Source organism: Mesorhizobium sp. M8A.F.Ca.ET.057.01.1.1 (assembly GCF_003952565.1).
In the GTDB taxonomy this organism is placed as follows: Bacteria; Pseudomonadota; Alphaproteobacteria; order Rhizobiales; family Rhizobiaceae; genus Mesorhizobium.
Map to the genome: position 1 here is coordinate 3,548,192 of NZ_CP034454.1, position 14,909 is coordinate 3,563,100.

15 protein-coding genes and 1 pseudogene are annotated in these 14,909 nt (G+C 62.0%); 2 read left to right on the forward strand and 14 right to left on the reverse strand.

Going from position 1 to position 14,909, the window contains the following annotated elements; translation table 11 throughout:
* Window positions 1–14: 14 nt before the first annotated feature.
* The 6 genes and pseudogenes from EJ077_RS16690 to eno form a co-directional block, all read right to left on the reverse strand.
* On the reverse strand, window positions 15–1,370 hold the full coding sequence (locus tag EJ077_RS16690; RefSeq protein ID WP_208695318.1) for a pyruvate dehydrogenase complex dihydrolipoamide acetyltransferase: 1,356 nt from the start codon (window positions 1,368–1,370) through the stop codon (window positions 15–17).
* Between the two features lie 3 nt (window positions 1,371–1,373).
* Window positions 1,374–1,661, reverse strand: coding sequence for a hypothetical protein (locus EJ077_RS16695; RefSeq protein WP_208695319.1), 288 nt, complete (start codon window positions 1,659–1,661; stop codon window positions 1,374–1,376).
* A gap of 12 nt (window positions 1,662–1,673) precedes the next feature.
* Window positions 1,674–3,073 (reverse strand): annotated as a pseudogene (locus tag EJ077_RS16700) (pyruvate dehydrogenase complex E1 component subunit beta).
* 14 nt (window positions 3,074–3,087) lie between these two features.
* Window positions 3,088–4,125 carry a pyruvate dehydrogenase (acetyl-transferring) E1 component subunit alpha gene (gene pdhA / locus EJ077_RS16705; RefSeq protein ID WP_208695320.1) on the reverse strand — a complete coding sequence of 346 codons (1,038 nt, stop codon included), beginning with the start codon at window positions 4,123–4,125 and terminating at the stop codon, window positions 3,088–3,090.
* Between the two features lie 191 nt (window positions 4,126–4,316).
* Window positions 4,317–4,640 (reverse strand): FtsB family cell division protein, encoded by a 324-nt coding sequence (locus EJ077_RS16710; RefSeq protein ID WP_208695321.1) that lies wholly within the window; start codon window positions 4,638–4,640, stop codon window positions 4,317–4,319.
* A 153-nt stretch (window positions 4,641–4,793) separates the two neighbouring features.
* The gene (gene eno / locus EJ077_RS16715) at window positions 4,794–6,068 is read right to left on the reverse strand and encodes a phosphopyruvate hydratase (RefSeq protein WP_208695322.1); all 1,275 of its coding nucleotides are present in this window, start codon (window positions 6,066–6,068) and stop codon (window positions 4,794–4,796) included.
* A gap of 201 nt (window positions 6,069–6,269) precedes the next feature.
* Here eno and EJ077_RS32590 point away from each other — a divergent pair, with 201 nt between their 5' ends.
* Complete coding sequence (locus EJ077_RS32590; RefSeq protein WP_281040174.1) at window positions 6,270–6,395, forward strand: hypothetical protein; 126 nt, start codon at window positions 6,270–6,272, stop codon at window positions 6,393–6,395.
* 58 nt (window positions 6,396–6,453) lie between these two features.
* Here the strand turns inward: EJ077_RS32590 and EJ077_RS16720 are convergent, their stop codons facing one another.
* From EJ077_RS16720 to EJ077_RS32595, 6 genes are all read right to left on the reverse strand, one after another.
* Window positions 6,454–6,819, reverse strand: a complete 366-nt coding sequence (locus EJ077_RS16720; protein ID WP_208695323.1) for a PRC-barrel domain-containing protein — start codon at window positions 6,817–6,819, stop codon at window positions 6,454–6,456.
* A gap of 83 nt (window positions 6,820–6,902) precedes the next feature.
* Window positions 6,903–7,106, reverse strand: a complete 204-nt coding sequence (locus tag EJ077_RS16725; protein WP_135918549.1) for a dodecin family protein — start codon at window positions 7,104–7,106, stop codon at window positions 6,903–6,905.
* 85 nt (window positions 7,107–7,191) lie between these two features.
* Window positions 7,192–8,052 (reverse strand): 3-deoxy-8-phosphooctulonate synthase, encoded by an 861-nt coding sequence (gene kdsA, locus EJ077_RS16730; RefSeq protein WP_208695324.1) that lies wholly within the window; start codon window positions 8,050–8,052, stop codon window positions 7,192–7,194.
* On the reverse strand, window positions 8,049–8,936 hold the full coding sequence (locus EJ077_RS16735) for a VOC family protein (protein ID WP_208695325.1): 888 nt from the start codon (window positions 8,934–8,936) through the stop codon (window positions 8,049–8,051). The genes kdsA and EJ077_RS16735 overlap by 4 nt, the downstream gene beginning before the upstream one ends.
* A gap of 138 nt (window positions 8,937–9,074) precedes the next feature.
* The gene (locus EJ077_RS16740; protein ID WP_208695326.1) at window positions 9,075–9,365 is read right to left on the reverse strand and encodes a Dabb family protein; all 291 of its coding nucleotides are present in this window, start codon (window positions 9,363–9,365) and stop codon (window positions 9,075–9,077) included.
* Between the two features lie 157 nt (window positions 9,366–9,522).
* Window positions 9,523–9,657 (reverse strand): hypothetical protein, encoded by a 135-nt coding sequence (locus EJ077_RS32595; protein WP_272482999.1) that lies wholly within the window; start codon window positions 9,655–9,657, stop codon window positions 9,523–9,525.
* Between the two features lie 337 nt (window positions 9,658–9,994).
* On the opposite strand from EJ077_RS32595, the gene EJ077_RS16745 reads away from it, so the two are divergent.
* Window positions 9,995–11,251 carry an SAM-dependent methyltransferase gene (locus EJ077_RS16745; protein WP_208695327.1) on the forward strand — a complete coding sequence of 419 codons (1,257 nt, stop codon included), beginning with the start codon at window positions 9,995–9,997 and terminating at the stop codon, window positions 11,249–11,251.
* Window positions 11,252–11,431: 180 nt separating this feature from the next.
* Here the strand turns inward: EJ077_RS16745 and EJ077_RS16750 are convergent, their stop codons facing one another.
* Both EJ077_RS16750 and EJ077_RS16755 read right to left on the reverse strand, forming a co-directional pair.
* Entirely contained in the window at window positions 11,432–13,411 is a 1,980-nt protein-coding gene (locus EJ077_RS16750) for a bifunctional 2',3'-cyclic-nucleotide 2'-phosphodiesterase/3'-nucleotidase (protein ID WP_208695328.1), read from the reverse strand.
* Between the two features lie 150 nt (window positions 13,412–13,561).
* Complete coding sequence (locus EJ077_RS16755; RefSeq protein WP_208695329.1) at window positions 13,562–14,827, reverse strand: NAD(P)/FAD-dependent oxidoreductase; 1,266 nt, start codon at window positions 14,825–14,827, stop codon at window positions 13,562–13,564.
* Window positions 14,828–14,909: the final 82 nt, after the last annotated feature.

Below are 14,909 nucleotides of genomic sequence, written 5' to 3' on the forward strand. Positions count from 1 at the left end.
AGCCTTTCCCTTTCCTAGACCAGCATGCCCATCGGGTTTTCGATCAACTTCTTGAAGGCGACCAAGAGTTCCGCCCCCAGCGCACCGTCAACCGCACGATGGTCGGTCGACAGCGTCACCGACATCACTGTGGCAATTTTGATCTCGCCGTTCTTGACCACCGCCCGCTCCTCACCGGCGCCAACCGCCAGGATCGTCGCATGCGGCGGGTTGATGACAGCGGCAAAATCCTTGATGCCGAACATGCCGAGATTGGACACCGCCGTCGTGCCGCCCTGATACTCTTCCGGCTTCAGCTTGCGGCTGCGGGCACGGCTCGCCAGATCCTTCATCTCGTTGGAGATGACGGAGAGCGTCTTTTCATCGGCATGCCGAATGATCGGCGTGATCAGGCCGCCGGGGATTGAGACGGCGACGCCGACATCGGCGTGCTTGTGCTTGACCATGGCGCTCTCGGTCCAGGAGGCATTGGCATCCGGCACCGCCTTCAGCGCCATGGCCATCGCCTTGATCACCATGTCGTTGACCGAGAGCTTGTAGGCGGGCGCCTCACCCTTGTCGGTCTTCTTCACCGGTGCCGCAGCGTTAAGCTGCGTGCGTAGCGCCAGGAGCGCATCGAGTTCGCAGTCGAGCGTCAGGTAGAAATGCGGGATGGTGGTTTTGGCTTCGACCAGGCGCCGCGCGATGGTCTTGCGCATATTGTCGTGGGGGACCAGCTCATAAGAGCCTTGCTCGAACAGCTTCACCACTTGATCGTCCGACATCGCCTTTGGTGCAGTCAGAGCCGCCGCTGGCGCGCCAGCCGGAGCCTTGGCTGCCGGCGCTGCCTTGGCGCCGCCGCCGGCGATCGCGGCATCGACATCGGCCTTTACCACCCGTCCATGCGGACCGGTGCCGGTCACGGCAGACACATCGACCCCCGCCTCCCTGGCGATGCGGCGCGCGAGCGGCGACGCAAAGGTGCGCTCGCCAGCCGCATGACCATTGGCGGCCGGAGTTGCATCGGCCTTGGGTGCGGCCGCAGCAACAGGCTCGGCCTTCGGCGCTTCAGCCTTTGGTACCTCCGCCTTGGGGGCCTCGGCTTTCGCCGGTGCGCCACCGCTTTTGGCGGCAGCGCCCGCATCTTCGCCTTCGGCGGCAAGCACCGCGATCAGCGCGTTGACCTTGACGCCTTCGGTTCCGGCCGGCACGACCAGCTTGGCGACAGTGCCCTCATCGACGGCTTCAACTTCCATCGTCGCCTTGTCGGTCTCGATCTCGGCAATGACATCGCCCGGCGCAACCTTATCGCCTTCCTTGACCAGCCACTTTGACAGATTGCCTTCTTCCATCGTGGGCGACAGGGCCGGCATGGTGATGTTGATAGGCATCGCTCACTCCTGGATGAATTTGAAAAGGCCGCGCATGACGGTCAGCGTGGCGACGATGAACACGGGTGGCAAGACACCGAAATGGTAGCTACCCTTGCCCATCTCGAGCGTCATCATGCTGCCGGTCTGGTCGACCTTTGCGGAAGCAGTTGCCACAATAGCAAGAACCAGCGACGCGGCACCGCTGAGCATCAACAGAACCGCATCGAACTTCCCGGTCATCGATCGCACGAAAAATGCGACCACGACGGTGGGAACAATGATGGCTGCCAACGTCCAGAAAGACAGCATCCACATTGCTCCCTAGCGATATGCGACGGCTTTGACCGCCTCGATGACCTCGCCGACATTCGGCAATGCCAGTTTTTCGAGGTTGGCCGCATAGGGCATCGGCACGTCCTTGCCGGCAATGGTGATGACCGGCGCGTCGAGGAAATCGAAGGCGCGTTGCGAGACCTGGTTGGCGATGTGGTCGCCGACCGAACTCTGTGGGTAGCCTTCTTCGACCACCACCAGCCGATTGGTCTTCTTGACCGAGGCGATGACGGTGTCGAGATCGAGCGGACGGATGGTCCTGAGGTCGATGATCTCGGCATCGATGCCCATGCCGCGCAGCTCGGCTTCCGCCTTCACGGCATAGGTCATGCCGATGCCGAAGGAGACGATGGTGACATCCTTGCCCGTCTTGTGGATGCGCGCCTTGCCGATCGGCAGCACGAAGTCGTCCAACTTCGGCACGTCGAAGGACTGGCCGTAGAGGATCTCGTTCTCGAGGAAGATGATCGGGTTCGGATCGCGGATTGCCGCCTTGAGCAAGCCCTTGGCGTCGGCGGCCGTATACGGCATCACGACTTTGAGACCTGGAATGTGGCTGTACCAGGCGGCATAGCACTGCGAGTGCTGTGCGGCGACACGAGCGGCCGCGCCGTTCGGCCCACGGAACACGATCGGCGCGCCCATCTGGCCGCCCGACATATAGAGCGTCTTGGCGGCGGAGTTGATGATCTGGTCGATCGCCTGCATGGCGAAGTTGAAGGTCATGAACTCGACGATCGGCTTCAGCCCGGCCATCGCAGCACCGACGCCGACGCCGGCAAAACCATGTTCGGTGATCGGCGTGTCGACGACGCGACGCGGCCCGAATTCCTGCAGCAGGCCTTGCGTGATCTTGTAGGCGCCCTGGTATTCGGCGACTTCCTCGCCCATGACGAAGACATCGCCGTCGCGGCGCATTTCCTCGGCCATGGCGTCGCGCAGCGCTTCACGCACCGTGGTCGAGACCATTTCGGTACCAGCCGGAATGTCCGGATCGGCGGCGATTTCCGTTTTCGGTGCGGCCGCGACCGGTACGGCGGCTGGCTTTGCCACCTCCGCCTTATCCTCGGCCGGCGCTTCCGCCTTTGCCGGTGCTTCCGCCTTGGCGGGAGCCGACGCCGACTTGCCGACATCGGCGGCGCTCTCGCCGTCCTGCAGCAAAACGGCGATCGGCGTGTTGACCTTGACGCCTTCGGTGCCGGCGGCGATCAGGATCTTGCCCAGCGTACCTTCGTCGACGGCTTCGACTTCCATCGTCGCCTTGTCGGTCTCGATCTCGGCGATGACGTCACCGGCGACGACCTTGTCCCCTCGTTCTTCAACCACTTGGAAAGATTGCCCTCTTCCATGGTCGGCGAGAGAGCGGGCATGAGAATTTCGATCGGCATGTCCTGGCCCTCCCTTACAATACGATATCGGTCCAGAGCTCGGACGGATCCGGCTCGGCATCGTTCTGGGCAAATTCGGCGGCGTCGGCGACGATGTCGCGAACCTCCTTGTCGATGGTCTTGAGCTCGTCCTCGGTCGCCCACTTCTTCTCGATCAGCCGCGCTTTGACCTGCTCGATCGGGTCGTGCTCGGAGCGCATCTTCTGCACCTCTTCCTTCGACCGGTATTTTGCAGGATCGGACATCGAGTGGCCGCGATAGCGATAGGTCTGCATTTCGAGGATCAGCGGGCCATTGCCGGCGCGGCACCATTCGGTGGCGAGATCGCCAGCGGCCTTGACCGCGCGCACATCCATGCCGTCGACCTGGATGCCGGGAATCTTGAAGGAAGCGCCACGGTGCGAGAAGTCAGTCTCCGCTGAAGAGCGCGACACCGAGGTGCCCATGGCGTAGCGGTTGTTCTCGATGATGTAGATCACCGGCAGCTTCCACAGCGAGGCCATGTTGAAGCTCTCATAGACCTGGCCCTGGTTGGCGGCGCCGTCGCCAAAATAGGTCAGCGAGACATTGTTGTTGTCGCGGTAGCGGTTGGCGAAGGCCAGACCGGTGCCGAGGGAAACCTGCGCGCCGACGATGCCATGACCGCCATAGAAATGCTTCTCCTTGGAGAACATGTGCATGGAGCCGCCCTTGCCCCTGGACAGGCCGCCGCCGCGGCCGGTCAGCTCGGCCATCACGCCACGCGGCGAAAGCTCCATCGCCAGCATGTGGCCGTGATCGCGATAGGCCGTGATCATCTGGTCGCCGTCGATCAGCGCCATCTTCATGCCGGTGACGACGGCTTCCTGGCCAATGTAGAGGTGGCAGAAGCCGCCGATGAAGCCCATGCCATAGAGCTGGCCGGCCTTTTCCTCAAACCGGCGGATGAGCAGCATGTGCCGGTAGGCGGCAAGCTCTTCGTCCTTGGTGAAGTCAGCAGGCTTGGGTGCTGACAGGCCGGATTTGCCGTCGGATTTCGATTTGGCAGGCGCTTTTCTGGCTGCGGTGGCCATGCATCACTCCCTGTTGGCGTCTCTTTGCGGACACTGGAGCAAGATCAACCTGCTCCGGGGAGATCGCCCTCCCCTTCGATTTATGGGAGGCTAACACGTAGAAAGGCGTTCCGCCATGTCGAAATTGCATAGCTGGCATGCGCCTAAGCGATTAAAATCATTGAAAATATTGCTGATTAACCGAAAGTCGGTTACTTCCCCGAAACCGGCAGCATGATGGTAATCTCGTCGGCCTGGGACAGATTGAGCGCTTTACGCGCCTGCTCGTCGAGCATGTCCCTCTCCAGCGTGCCATCATGCATGAGCTTGACGCGCCGCTCGAGTTCCATCCTGCGCGCCTTGATCGCGTCGAGCTGACCCTGCAGCGCGACCGTTTCGGCCTCCAGCTTGTATTTGGAATTGATGCCGAATTCGCCGTGATACGCGTGGAAGCCGAAATAGGCCAGGAACACCACGCACAGCGAGGGAATGATCAGCCGCCCGGTGTTTCTCTGCTTGTGCTGACGCGTCCACATGACCGATTCCCCGTGGCCGCGAACTCAAACGGCTCGACGCCTTTTTCGCCTGATTGTGCTTAACGGACGGTTACGGGAAGGCGGCCCAGCCCGGCCTGAAATGAAAAAGGGCGGGATGCCCCGCCCTTTCGATACCAATGATGCGCGGCCGGATCAGCTCTTGATCACCGACTTGCCGGCGTAGCGCGCTTGCTTGCCGAGTTCTTCCTCGATGCGGATCAGTTGGTTGTATTTGGCCATGCGGTCGGAGCGCGACAGCGAGCCGGTCTTGATCTGCCCGCAATTGGTGGCGACGGCCAGGTCGGCGATGGTCGAATCCTCGGTCTCGCCCGAACGGTGCGACATGACGGCTGTGTAGGCTGCCTTATGCGCGGTCTCGACCGCGTCGAGCGTCTCGGTCAGCGAGCCGATCTGGTTGACCTTGACCAGGATCGAATTGGCGACGCCCATGCGGATGCCGTCGCGCAGGCGCGCCGTGTTGGTGACGAAAAGATCGTCGCCGACAAGCTGCGTCTTCTTGCCGATCAGGTCGGTCAGGTATTTCCAGCCTTCCCAGTCATCCTCGGCAAGGCCGTCCTCGATCGAGATGATTGGGTAATCGGCGGCGAGCTTGGCGAGGTACTTGGCCTGCGCCTTGGGATCGCGTGTCTTCTTCTCACCCTCATAGACATAGTTGCCGTCCTTGAAGAATTCGGTCGCGGCGCAATCGAGGCCGAGCGCGATCTCTTCGCCCGGCTTGAAACCGGCCTTCTCGATCGATTCCATGATGAAATCGAGCGCCACCGGCGCACTCTTCAGGTTCGGCGCGAAGCCGCCCTCGTCGCCGACATTGGTGTTGTGACCGGCATCCTTCAGCTTCTTGCGCAGCGTGTGGAAGATTTCCGAACCCCAGCGCACGCCTTCGCGCAGTGTCGGCGCGCCGACCGGCAGGATCATGAATTCCTGGAAGTCGATCGGGTTGTCGGCATGCGCGCCGCCATTGATGATGTTCATCATCGGCACGGGCAGGATATGCGGCTTGGTGCCGCCGACATAGCGATAAAGCGGCAGGCCAGCGGCATCGGCCGCGGCTTTCGCCACCGCCAGCGAAACGCCCAGAATGGCGTTGGCGCCGAGCCTGCTCTTGTTGGGCGTGCCGTCAAGCTCGATCATGGTCTGATCGATATGGATCTGGTTTTCGGCTTCCATGCCGCCGATCGCCTCGAACAGTTCGCCATTGACCGCTTCGACGGCCTTGAGCACGCCCTTGCCGAGGTAGCGGGCGCCGCCGTCGCGCAGTTCGACGGCCTCATGGGCGCCGGTCGAGGCGCCCGAGGGCACCGCGGCGCGGCCCATCGAACCGTCTTCGAGAACGACATCGACCTCGACGGTCGGGTTTCCACGGCTGTCCAGGATTTCACGCCCGACAATATCGATGATGGCGGTCATTGCGATGTCCTCGATTTGATCTGGAGAAAACGTCGCGCCCGTCTTAGCCAAAGCGACGCAAAAGGCAATCGGGCCCTGGCCGAATATTGCCGCCCGCGCGATTCACGAAGCGCAAGTTTCTGTCATCATAAGTCATGCCACAAGGCGCGCATTCCGGGTTAAGGCTGTTGTCGCGCGGGGCGAAACAGGAGGAGTTTCGCCATGTCTGAGTTGAGCGGTATCATCAGTCTGTTCCTGATCGCGGCGGCATTCCTGACGTCGTGCGACAATCGGCAACCACCGCCAAAGGCCATTGCGCCTTTGCCGGCCTTGCACATCAGCGAGTAGCGTTGCTTCGAATCGAAAAGGGGGCCGTCGAAACGGCCCCCTTTTTTCGGTTGTGGCGTCAATGCCAGTAGGGCGTGACCTTATAGTATTCGTACGACTCATCGCGCGCGCTCTCGCCATCAGCGCCGGCCAACTCGTTGATCGAATGGGCGGGCGCTGCCTTCAGCTGTTCCTTGGTGAAGGGTACGACATAGCCGCCCTTGTCCTCGTCGTAGTCGAGGCTCGCCCAAGGAATGGCATGGTACTTCTCGCCAACACCGAGAAAGCCGCCAAATCCGATCACCGCGAACATGATGCCGTTCGACGTCTTGTCGAGCATGACGTCCTCGATGCTGCCGATGCTGTCGCCTTGGGTGTTGTAGACGGTAGTGCCGATCACTCGCGAAGCGGCAATCGCTTCGGTGTGGCCTGTTTGCGTCGTCATTGTTTGCTCCTCGTTGTCGTTAATCTGCACGTTGACAATGAGGGGCGCGGGTGAAAGTTCCCGACTTTTTGGCGTCTGCCTGCTCACTCCGCGAGGATGAAAGTCACCTTCATGTTGACGCGATAGGCCGCGATCTGGCCGTCCTCGACGACGATCTTCTGATCCTGGATCCAGGCCCCTTCGACGTTCTTTAGAGTTTTGGCGGCGCGGGCGATTCCCTTCTCGATGGCGTCCTGAAAGCTCTTCTTCGACGATGAGGTGATTTCGGTGACGCGGGCGACGGACATGGCTTCCTCCTGCCAAAACGCTCATTTGCCGGCCAAGCGTACAACTGGCCCCTGGCAACCACAAGCACCGGCAAGAAGCCTTGGATTAGCGGCCCTTCGCTACCCGGTCCAATGCCATCAGCTTTTCGAGCAGCGCCGGCATATCTTTCAGCGGCACCATGTTCGGACCGTCGGAGGATGTCGAATTGTCGGGGTCCTGATGGGTCTCGATAAAGACGCCGGCAACGCCGACGGCAACGGCCGCGCGGGCCAGCGTCTCGACAAAGCGGCGCTCCCCGCCAGACGACCCGCCCTGCCCGCCCGGCTGCTGCACCGAATGGGTGGCGTCGAAGATCACCGGGGCGCCGATCTCGGCCATGATAGGCAGAGCGCGCATATCCGACACCAGTGTGTTGTAGCCGAAAGAAGCGCCGCGCTCGGTGGTCAGCACATTGGCATTGCCGGAACCGGTGATCTTGGCGACCACGTTCTTCATGTCCCAGGGGGCGAGGAACTGTCCCTTCTTCACATTGATGACCTTGCCTGTCCTTGCGGCGGCGACCAGCATGTCGGTCTGGCGCGACAGGAAGGCCGGTATCTGCAGCACATCGACATGCGGCGCGACGATCGCGCACTGCTCCTCCGTGTGGACGTCGGTCAGCACCGGAAGCGAGAATTCCTTGCGCAACTCGTCGAACACGGGAAGTGCGGCGTCCATGCCGGCACCGCGTGTCGCCGACAGCGAGGTGCGGTTGGCCTTGTCGTAGCTGGTCTTGTAGACGAGGCCGATGCCAAGCCTGCCGGTCAACTCCTTAAGCGCACCGGCCATGTCGAAGGCGTGTTGGCGCGATTCGAACTGGCACGGGCCGGCGATCAGCGCCAGGCGTGCCGCGTTGTCGAAGACGACATTGCCGACGGTTACCGAAGAATTGGGCGCCGCCGAATTTGGTGCTTGGGACTTGCTCATTTGGTCTCCCGGAAGATGAAAGCCGCGCCTTGGCCGCCTGCCGGCGGCACGACAATGTCGGTGCCCGCTATATCGTGCTGGATTGAGTTGGCCGCAAGCAGCCTCGCCGCGGCATCGGCACTTCGGATCGCAAATACCACGGCGGCGAAACGAAGCTCCGTCGCCGGGGCGATCGGGATGCCAAAGCGCGCGGCGTAAGACGCGGGATCGAGCACACGCAACGTTGCGTTCGGCAAGCGAAACGCGCCGTCTTTCCCGCCGGCGGACGGGTCGTTGACCGCCACGGCAATCAGCCTGCGCTGTTCGGCGGGAGCACTGCTGACTGCAATCACCTCGACGACCCCATCGACGCCATTGGGATGAGCCTGCAAGGCTGCGCGGTCCACTTTCGGCGCGTTGATGCGCTGGCAGGCAAAAAGAAAAGCGTCCCTGGCATGATTGGCCGAAGCAAAAGCGAGCTTGAACGAGGCGGTATCGCTTTTGCCCGCCGTGTCGGTGAAAGCGCGCGAAAAGCTCAGCGTGTCTCCCGCCGACAGGCCGGCGTCGACATAGCGTTCATGGTCGTCATCGGCATTGTCAGTGCCAAGAACCACCGCGGAAAATCCCTCGTTACCACGGCTTTCGCGATAGAGGCGATCGCGCGCAACGAAGACATTGCCCTCGGCGGCAGCCTTCGTCGCAACCTGTTCGCTGCCAATCGCGAGCGGCTCCAGATAGGTGCCGTCGGCAAGGAACACGCAGCAGTTTTCCGTGCCAAAGGGATGGATGCCGGTCGGAGCGACGACGAAGCCCAGCGCGGTGAGCCGGGTCCGCGCCGTGTCGAGGTTCTGCGTCGGCAGAACCAGGTGATCGAGCGGGTGAATGGCTGATGTGGTTGGGGTCATGGAGGCGCGATGTGCATCATTCCGAACGTCGGTTCAAGACTTGATCGCAATGCCGCCGGCGGCGGCGCATGGTTCGCGCAGCACGATCTATCGGGAAACGCGCCCCCGCGAACGGCGCCTTCCGGAGCAGGCGCCGGATCAGCTTCCGGCCACGACATCCGCCGAATAGCGCAGCTCGCGCAGTGGTTTGACCTTGCCAGTGGTCCGCGCATAGAGCGGGTGGGCCTTGTAGGCTGCCAGCGCCACGTCATCGGCGAATTCAGCGTAAACGACGACATCGACTTCATCCGACAGCGGGTCGACCTTGGTGTTCAACGTGACCTCGAAGAGGTTGGAATGAGGAATGTCGCCGAGCGCCAGCAGCCCGGTACGAACTGCTTCCACATCTTCCTTGCGCCGCGCGCTGAAGAAAACGATATGCCGGATCAATCCCGCCTCCTCGATCTGAATGTCGGGGTCTTTTGTGACGGCGGTCTCTTTGCGTCAACCGGTCATGGCGCCACGCGTCCTTGCGACGCGCCTCGATCGGCGCTGGACCTCGGTCCGCGCGAATCAGGGAAAAAGCGCCGGCCTGCCCAGGGGATGTCTAGGCCTTGCCGGTGACGTAGCGTACCGCATGGGATACCTCCCTGACCGCGACGTCGAGATACCGGCCTTGATTGTAGAGACCGTCCCAGATCAGGAAGAATGCGATGGCGGCAATGACGATTACATAACGCATGGCTAAAGCTATCGCACAAGCGATGCGGCTGCCATAGGCGTTTTTGATTTCGGGCCGCAGCGACCTGACGCAAGGCGGCAGATGTGGGGCGCGGCGTGGCACAGTCCAGCCCTCGGCATGCCTCTTGAAGTTCCCCCTCATGACGTGGAAGATTGTGGCAGGCATTCACTGGGAAGCGCTGAAGCTCCGCTAAGGGGCGCGCGCTTTCGTTCGAGCCCGCCTGCCGTCGAGCCCGCAAGCTGTCGGGACAAGGCAACGGCGTTTGAACCCGGCGGATGATCCAAGAGAACCGTGGCTCGGCAATTGCGCCGACATCACGGAGATCCAGGGGCATGGAATGGCACACGGGGAAGATCATGGCATAGCGCCGGGCGAGGCGGTCAGGCTCGACGAATTCAATTTCGCCGAGATCGTCAAAGGCCTGCCGGCCAAGGCGCGCATGGTGCTGTCGGCGGCCATGAACCTGCCGCGTGGTTCGCTGAAAGTCAGGATGCCGGACGGCCGTGCCGTCCTCGTCGGCGGCAAGGCGCCTGGCCCCGACGCCGAACTCGTGCTCAAGAACTGGCGTCTGCCGGGACGCGCCTTTTCCGGCGGCACGATCGGCGTTGCCGAATCCTATATGGACGGCGATTGGGAAAGCCCTGACGTCACCAGTTTCCTCGAACTGTTCGTGGTCAACTCGGCGATCGGCGAACGCGTCGCGGGCGGCGCCAGCTGGCTCATCAACACGGTCCAGCGCATCCGCCATTGGTTCAACGAGAACACGCGCAAAGGGTCGAAGCGCAATATCTCGGCGCATTACGATCTCGGCAACGCCTTCTACAAGGAATGGCTCGACCCGAGCATGACCTATTCCTCGGCGCTTTACGCCAATGGCGCCAATGATCTCGAGAGCGCCCAGGCCGCCAAATACCGGGCGCTGGCCAGGGACACCGGCATCGGCGGAAAAGATCATGTGCTGGAGATTGGCTGCGGCTGGGGCGGCTTTGCCGAATTCGCGGCACGCGAAATCGGCTGCCGGGTAACCGGATTGACCATCAGCCGCGAGCAGCACGATTTCGCCAAGGCGCGCATAGCCAAGGCCGGGCTTGCCGACAAGGTCGACATCAAGTTGCAGGATTACCGCGATGAAACCGGCACCTACGATCGCATAGCCTCGATCGAGATGTTCGAGGCGGTCGGCGAGAAATACTGGCCGGTATTCTTCTCCAAGATGAAGGCCTGCCTGAAGCCCGGCGGCACGGCGGGGCTGCAGATCATCACCATCAACGAAGCCGCCTACGACACCTATCGCGCCAGGCCGGATTTCATCCAGCGCTACGTCTTCCCGGGCGGCATGCTGCCAACGCCGTCCATCTTGAAGTCGCTTGGCGCCGCGCACGGCCTTGCCCATTTACGCGAACACGTTTTCCCCGAGGACTATGCCCGCACGCTTGCCGAATGGCGCCAGCGTTTCCGGGGGTCGTGGGAGAAGATCGTGCCGCTCGGCTTCGACGACCGTTTCAAGAAGCTCTGGGAATTCTACCTGCATTATTGCGAGGCCGGTTTCCGCACCAGCTATATCGACGTGCGCCAGGTGGTCTACAAGGCGTAGGCTGGGGACAACGAACTCATCGCCTCCCAGACATCGACCGCCCACGAGGTCCATGCAACCAGCGGGAATGATGCCGTTGACTGTGCCGAGCGATCCGGCTGCTCCTCCCTCGCTATGGCGAGGTCATCTCCCGCACGGGGGATGCGCCAAGACCGGACGCATCCAGCCCTGACAGCCGGATCAGAGAAGGATGCGATATCGGGCAAAACCAGCTTCGCCCTCGCCTACCGGCTCGATCTTCAGCGACTTCACATCGGCGATGAAGTCCTTTGCCTTGACGCCTGTCTCGAAGACGACGCTGGTTCCCGGCAACGGCGCGAACGACCAGTTGCCATCTGCCGACGGGTTGATGGTGCCTTGGCTGACGACGTAGCGGACGATGACGTCGCGGTTGGTGTCCGGCGCCTCGTAGATGATCTTCGAGGCATTGATGTCAGGAAAGTTGCCACCGCCGCCGGCACGGTAGTTGTTGGTCGCAACGACGAATTTCGCTGCTGGATCAATCGGTTTGTTATCGTATTTGAGATCGACGATGCGGTTCGATCCGGCGCTGGCGATGCCGCCCTTGGCATCGTATTTCGGAGGCTGCGACAAATCTATTTTGTAGGTTACGCCATCTATGACGTCGAAATTGTAGGATGGGAATTCGGTGTCGATCAGCGGCTGGTCGGCTTTTCCTGCCTCGATTTTCTTGAAGATGCCGGCCGACATCTCCAGCCATTCCTTGACCTGCGCACCCGTGATCTCGACCGCGCGAACGGTGTTCGGATAGAGATAGAGGTCGGCGACGTTCTTGATTGCGATATCGCCCACCGGCACGTCGGTGTAGTAGTCGGCGCCGTTGCGCCCGCCGGCCTTGAAGGGCGCCGCCGCCGACAACATCGGCACGTCCTTCCACTGGGTGCTCTTGAGGATATCCTTGAGATACCAGCTCTGCGCCTGGTTGACGATTTGCACGGACGGATCATCGGCCACCAGCGCGAAATAGGAATAGAGCGGCGCCGAGGTCTTGCCGACAGGGCGGCGCACATAGGCGAGCGTCGCCTCGTGGTCCTGCTCAAGAGCGGCGATGATGCGCTTGTCGTCGGGGACAGTCGGCTTGTTCTTGTTGTCGACACGCTCGAAGATTGGCCGCGCCTCCGATGTCGCCGAGACCACTTTCCACTTCGACCCGTCGCGCTCCAGCATCAGGTCGATCAGGCCCATATGCGAGCCCCAGAAACCGCCCATGACGGCGGGCTTGCCCTGCAGCGTGCCCTTCTGTGTATCAACGCCCTCGAGCGCCTGGAAATCCTTCTTGCCGGGGAAGACCAGGTGCTGGTGGCCCGTGAAGACCGCGTCGATGCCTTCGACGCCGGCGACGAAAAACGATGCGTTCTCCATCATGTCACCCTGCTTGACGTCGATGCCGGAATGCGAGAGCGCGATGACGATGTCGGCGCCCTCCTCCTTCATCTGCGGCACCCAGGCCTTCGCCGCCTCGACGATGTCGCGCGTCTTGACGCTGCCTTCGAGATTCTTGAGGTCCCAGACCATGATCTGCGGCGGTACGAAGCCGATGATGCCGATTTTGATCGGTTGCTCGGAGCCCGAACCGTCCTTGATCTTCTTGTTCAGGATTATGTAGGGCTTGAGGTAGAGCTTGTCGTCGCGCGGGTTGGCGGCAAGCTCGGTGCCCCGGATCAGATTGGCGCTGACGAACGGGAAATCGGCGCCGGCCAGTACCTTGTCCAGGAAGGACAGGCCATAGTTGAACTCGTGGTTGCCAAGTGTCGAACACTCGTACCCAAGCAGGTTCATGCCTTTCATGATCGGATGGAGATCGCCCTCCTTCAGGCCCTTCTCATAGGCGATGTAGTCGCCCATCGGGTTGCCCTGCAAAAGGTCGCCATTGTCGATCAGCATCGAATTGGCGGCTTCCTTGCGCACCGCGTCGATGAGGGACGCCGTGCGCGACAGGCCCATCGTGTCATTGGCTTTGTCGGCGTAATAATCATAGGGCAGCACGTTCACATGGATATCGGTGGTTTCCATGATCCTCAGATGCGCCTGGTTGGCCTGCGCACGGGCGGAGAAGGGGTGCAGCATGATCATCGCCCCTGTGGCGGCGGCCCCCGCAAGGAGTCCACGGCGAGAGACGGGATGGAGCAGTTGCGACATGTTTTCTCCTTCTTCGACGACCTGACATGCCCTGCCCCGAAGCGAACTTCGCGCTGAAATCGGCTCAAGTCCACTCAAGAAATCGCGCGCATCGGTACGCCAATCCATCAGCAACAGATGACGGCCGGATGAAAAGCGTGGTGAAGAAAGTCAGGTCTTGTCGTCGTCGCCCTGGGTGATCAGCCGGGCGCTGCGCTGGCCCGTGACATAGATCCATAGCCAGCTCAGCGAAACCGCAAGCCGGTTGCGGAAGCCGATCAGGAAATAGATATGCGCAATGCCCCACAGCCACCAGGCGAGCCAGCCGGTCAGCTTGATCCAGCCGAAATCGATCGCGGCGGCGCGCTTGCCGATCGTCGCCAGATCACCGGCATGCTTGTAGTGGAAAGGCCGCGGGCTCGTGTCGCCGGCAAGCCTGGCCTTGACGGTCGCGGCAACATGGCGGCCTTCCTGCTTGGCGGAAGGCGCCACGCCGGGCACAGGCCGTCCGTCGGGCCGCAGCACAAGCGCGGCGTCGCCGATGACAAAAATTTCCGGGCTGCCAGGCACGCTGAGATCAGGCTCGACCAACACCCTGCCGGCCCGGTCGGCCTTCGCTTCCAGCCATTCGGCGGCTGGCGAAGCGGCAACGCCGGCTGCCCACAGGATCGTGCGAGCCGGCAGAACGGCATCGCCAAAAACCACGCCTTCGGCATCGCAGCGCGTAACGGCCCGGCCAAGCTCGACCACAACGCCAAGCCGTTCCAACGCCTTTCCGGCATAGTCGGAGAGCTTCGGCGCGAAATTGGCCAGGATGCGGTCGCCGGCCTCGATCAGCACCACGCGCGTCTGGCGCGTATCGATGTTGCGGAATTCGCCGCGCAGCGTGTCATGCGCCAGTTCGGCAATGGTTCCGGCAAGTTCGACGCCGGTCGGCCCGCCGCCGACGATGGCAATGGTCAGCAGCGCCTGGCGCCTGGCAGCGTCGGGTTCCCGTTCCGCCTGCTCGAAAGCCAGAAGGATGCGGCGCCGAATGGTGGTGGCGTCCTCCAGCGTCTTCAGGCCCGGCGCGAAAGGCTCCCATTCGTCATGGCCGAAATAGGCGTGGCGCGCGCCGGTAGCGAGCACCAGCGTGTCGTAGGCGACGGCGCTGCCATCATCGAGCAGGACGCGTTTGCCGATCCGGTCTACTCCTGTGACATTGGCCAGCAGCGTGGTCACATCCTTGCGCTTGCGCAGCAGATGGCGGATCGGCCAGGCCACCTCCGAGGTCGCCAACGCCGTGGTTGCCACCTGATAGAGCAGCGGCTGGAACAGATGATGGTTGCGCTTGTCGATCATGGTGATGCGCACTGGCGCGCCAGCCAGCGCGCGGGTGAATTCGAGGCCGCCGAACCCGGCGCCGACGACGACAACATGATGTCTGGCATCGCTCATTTCATCACCCCTGATGGGCAAGATTGCCTGCCCTGGATGTAGGTGTTTTTGTGCAATGCAACAATGGCAGGACAGTGCCCGA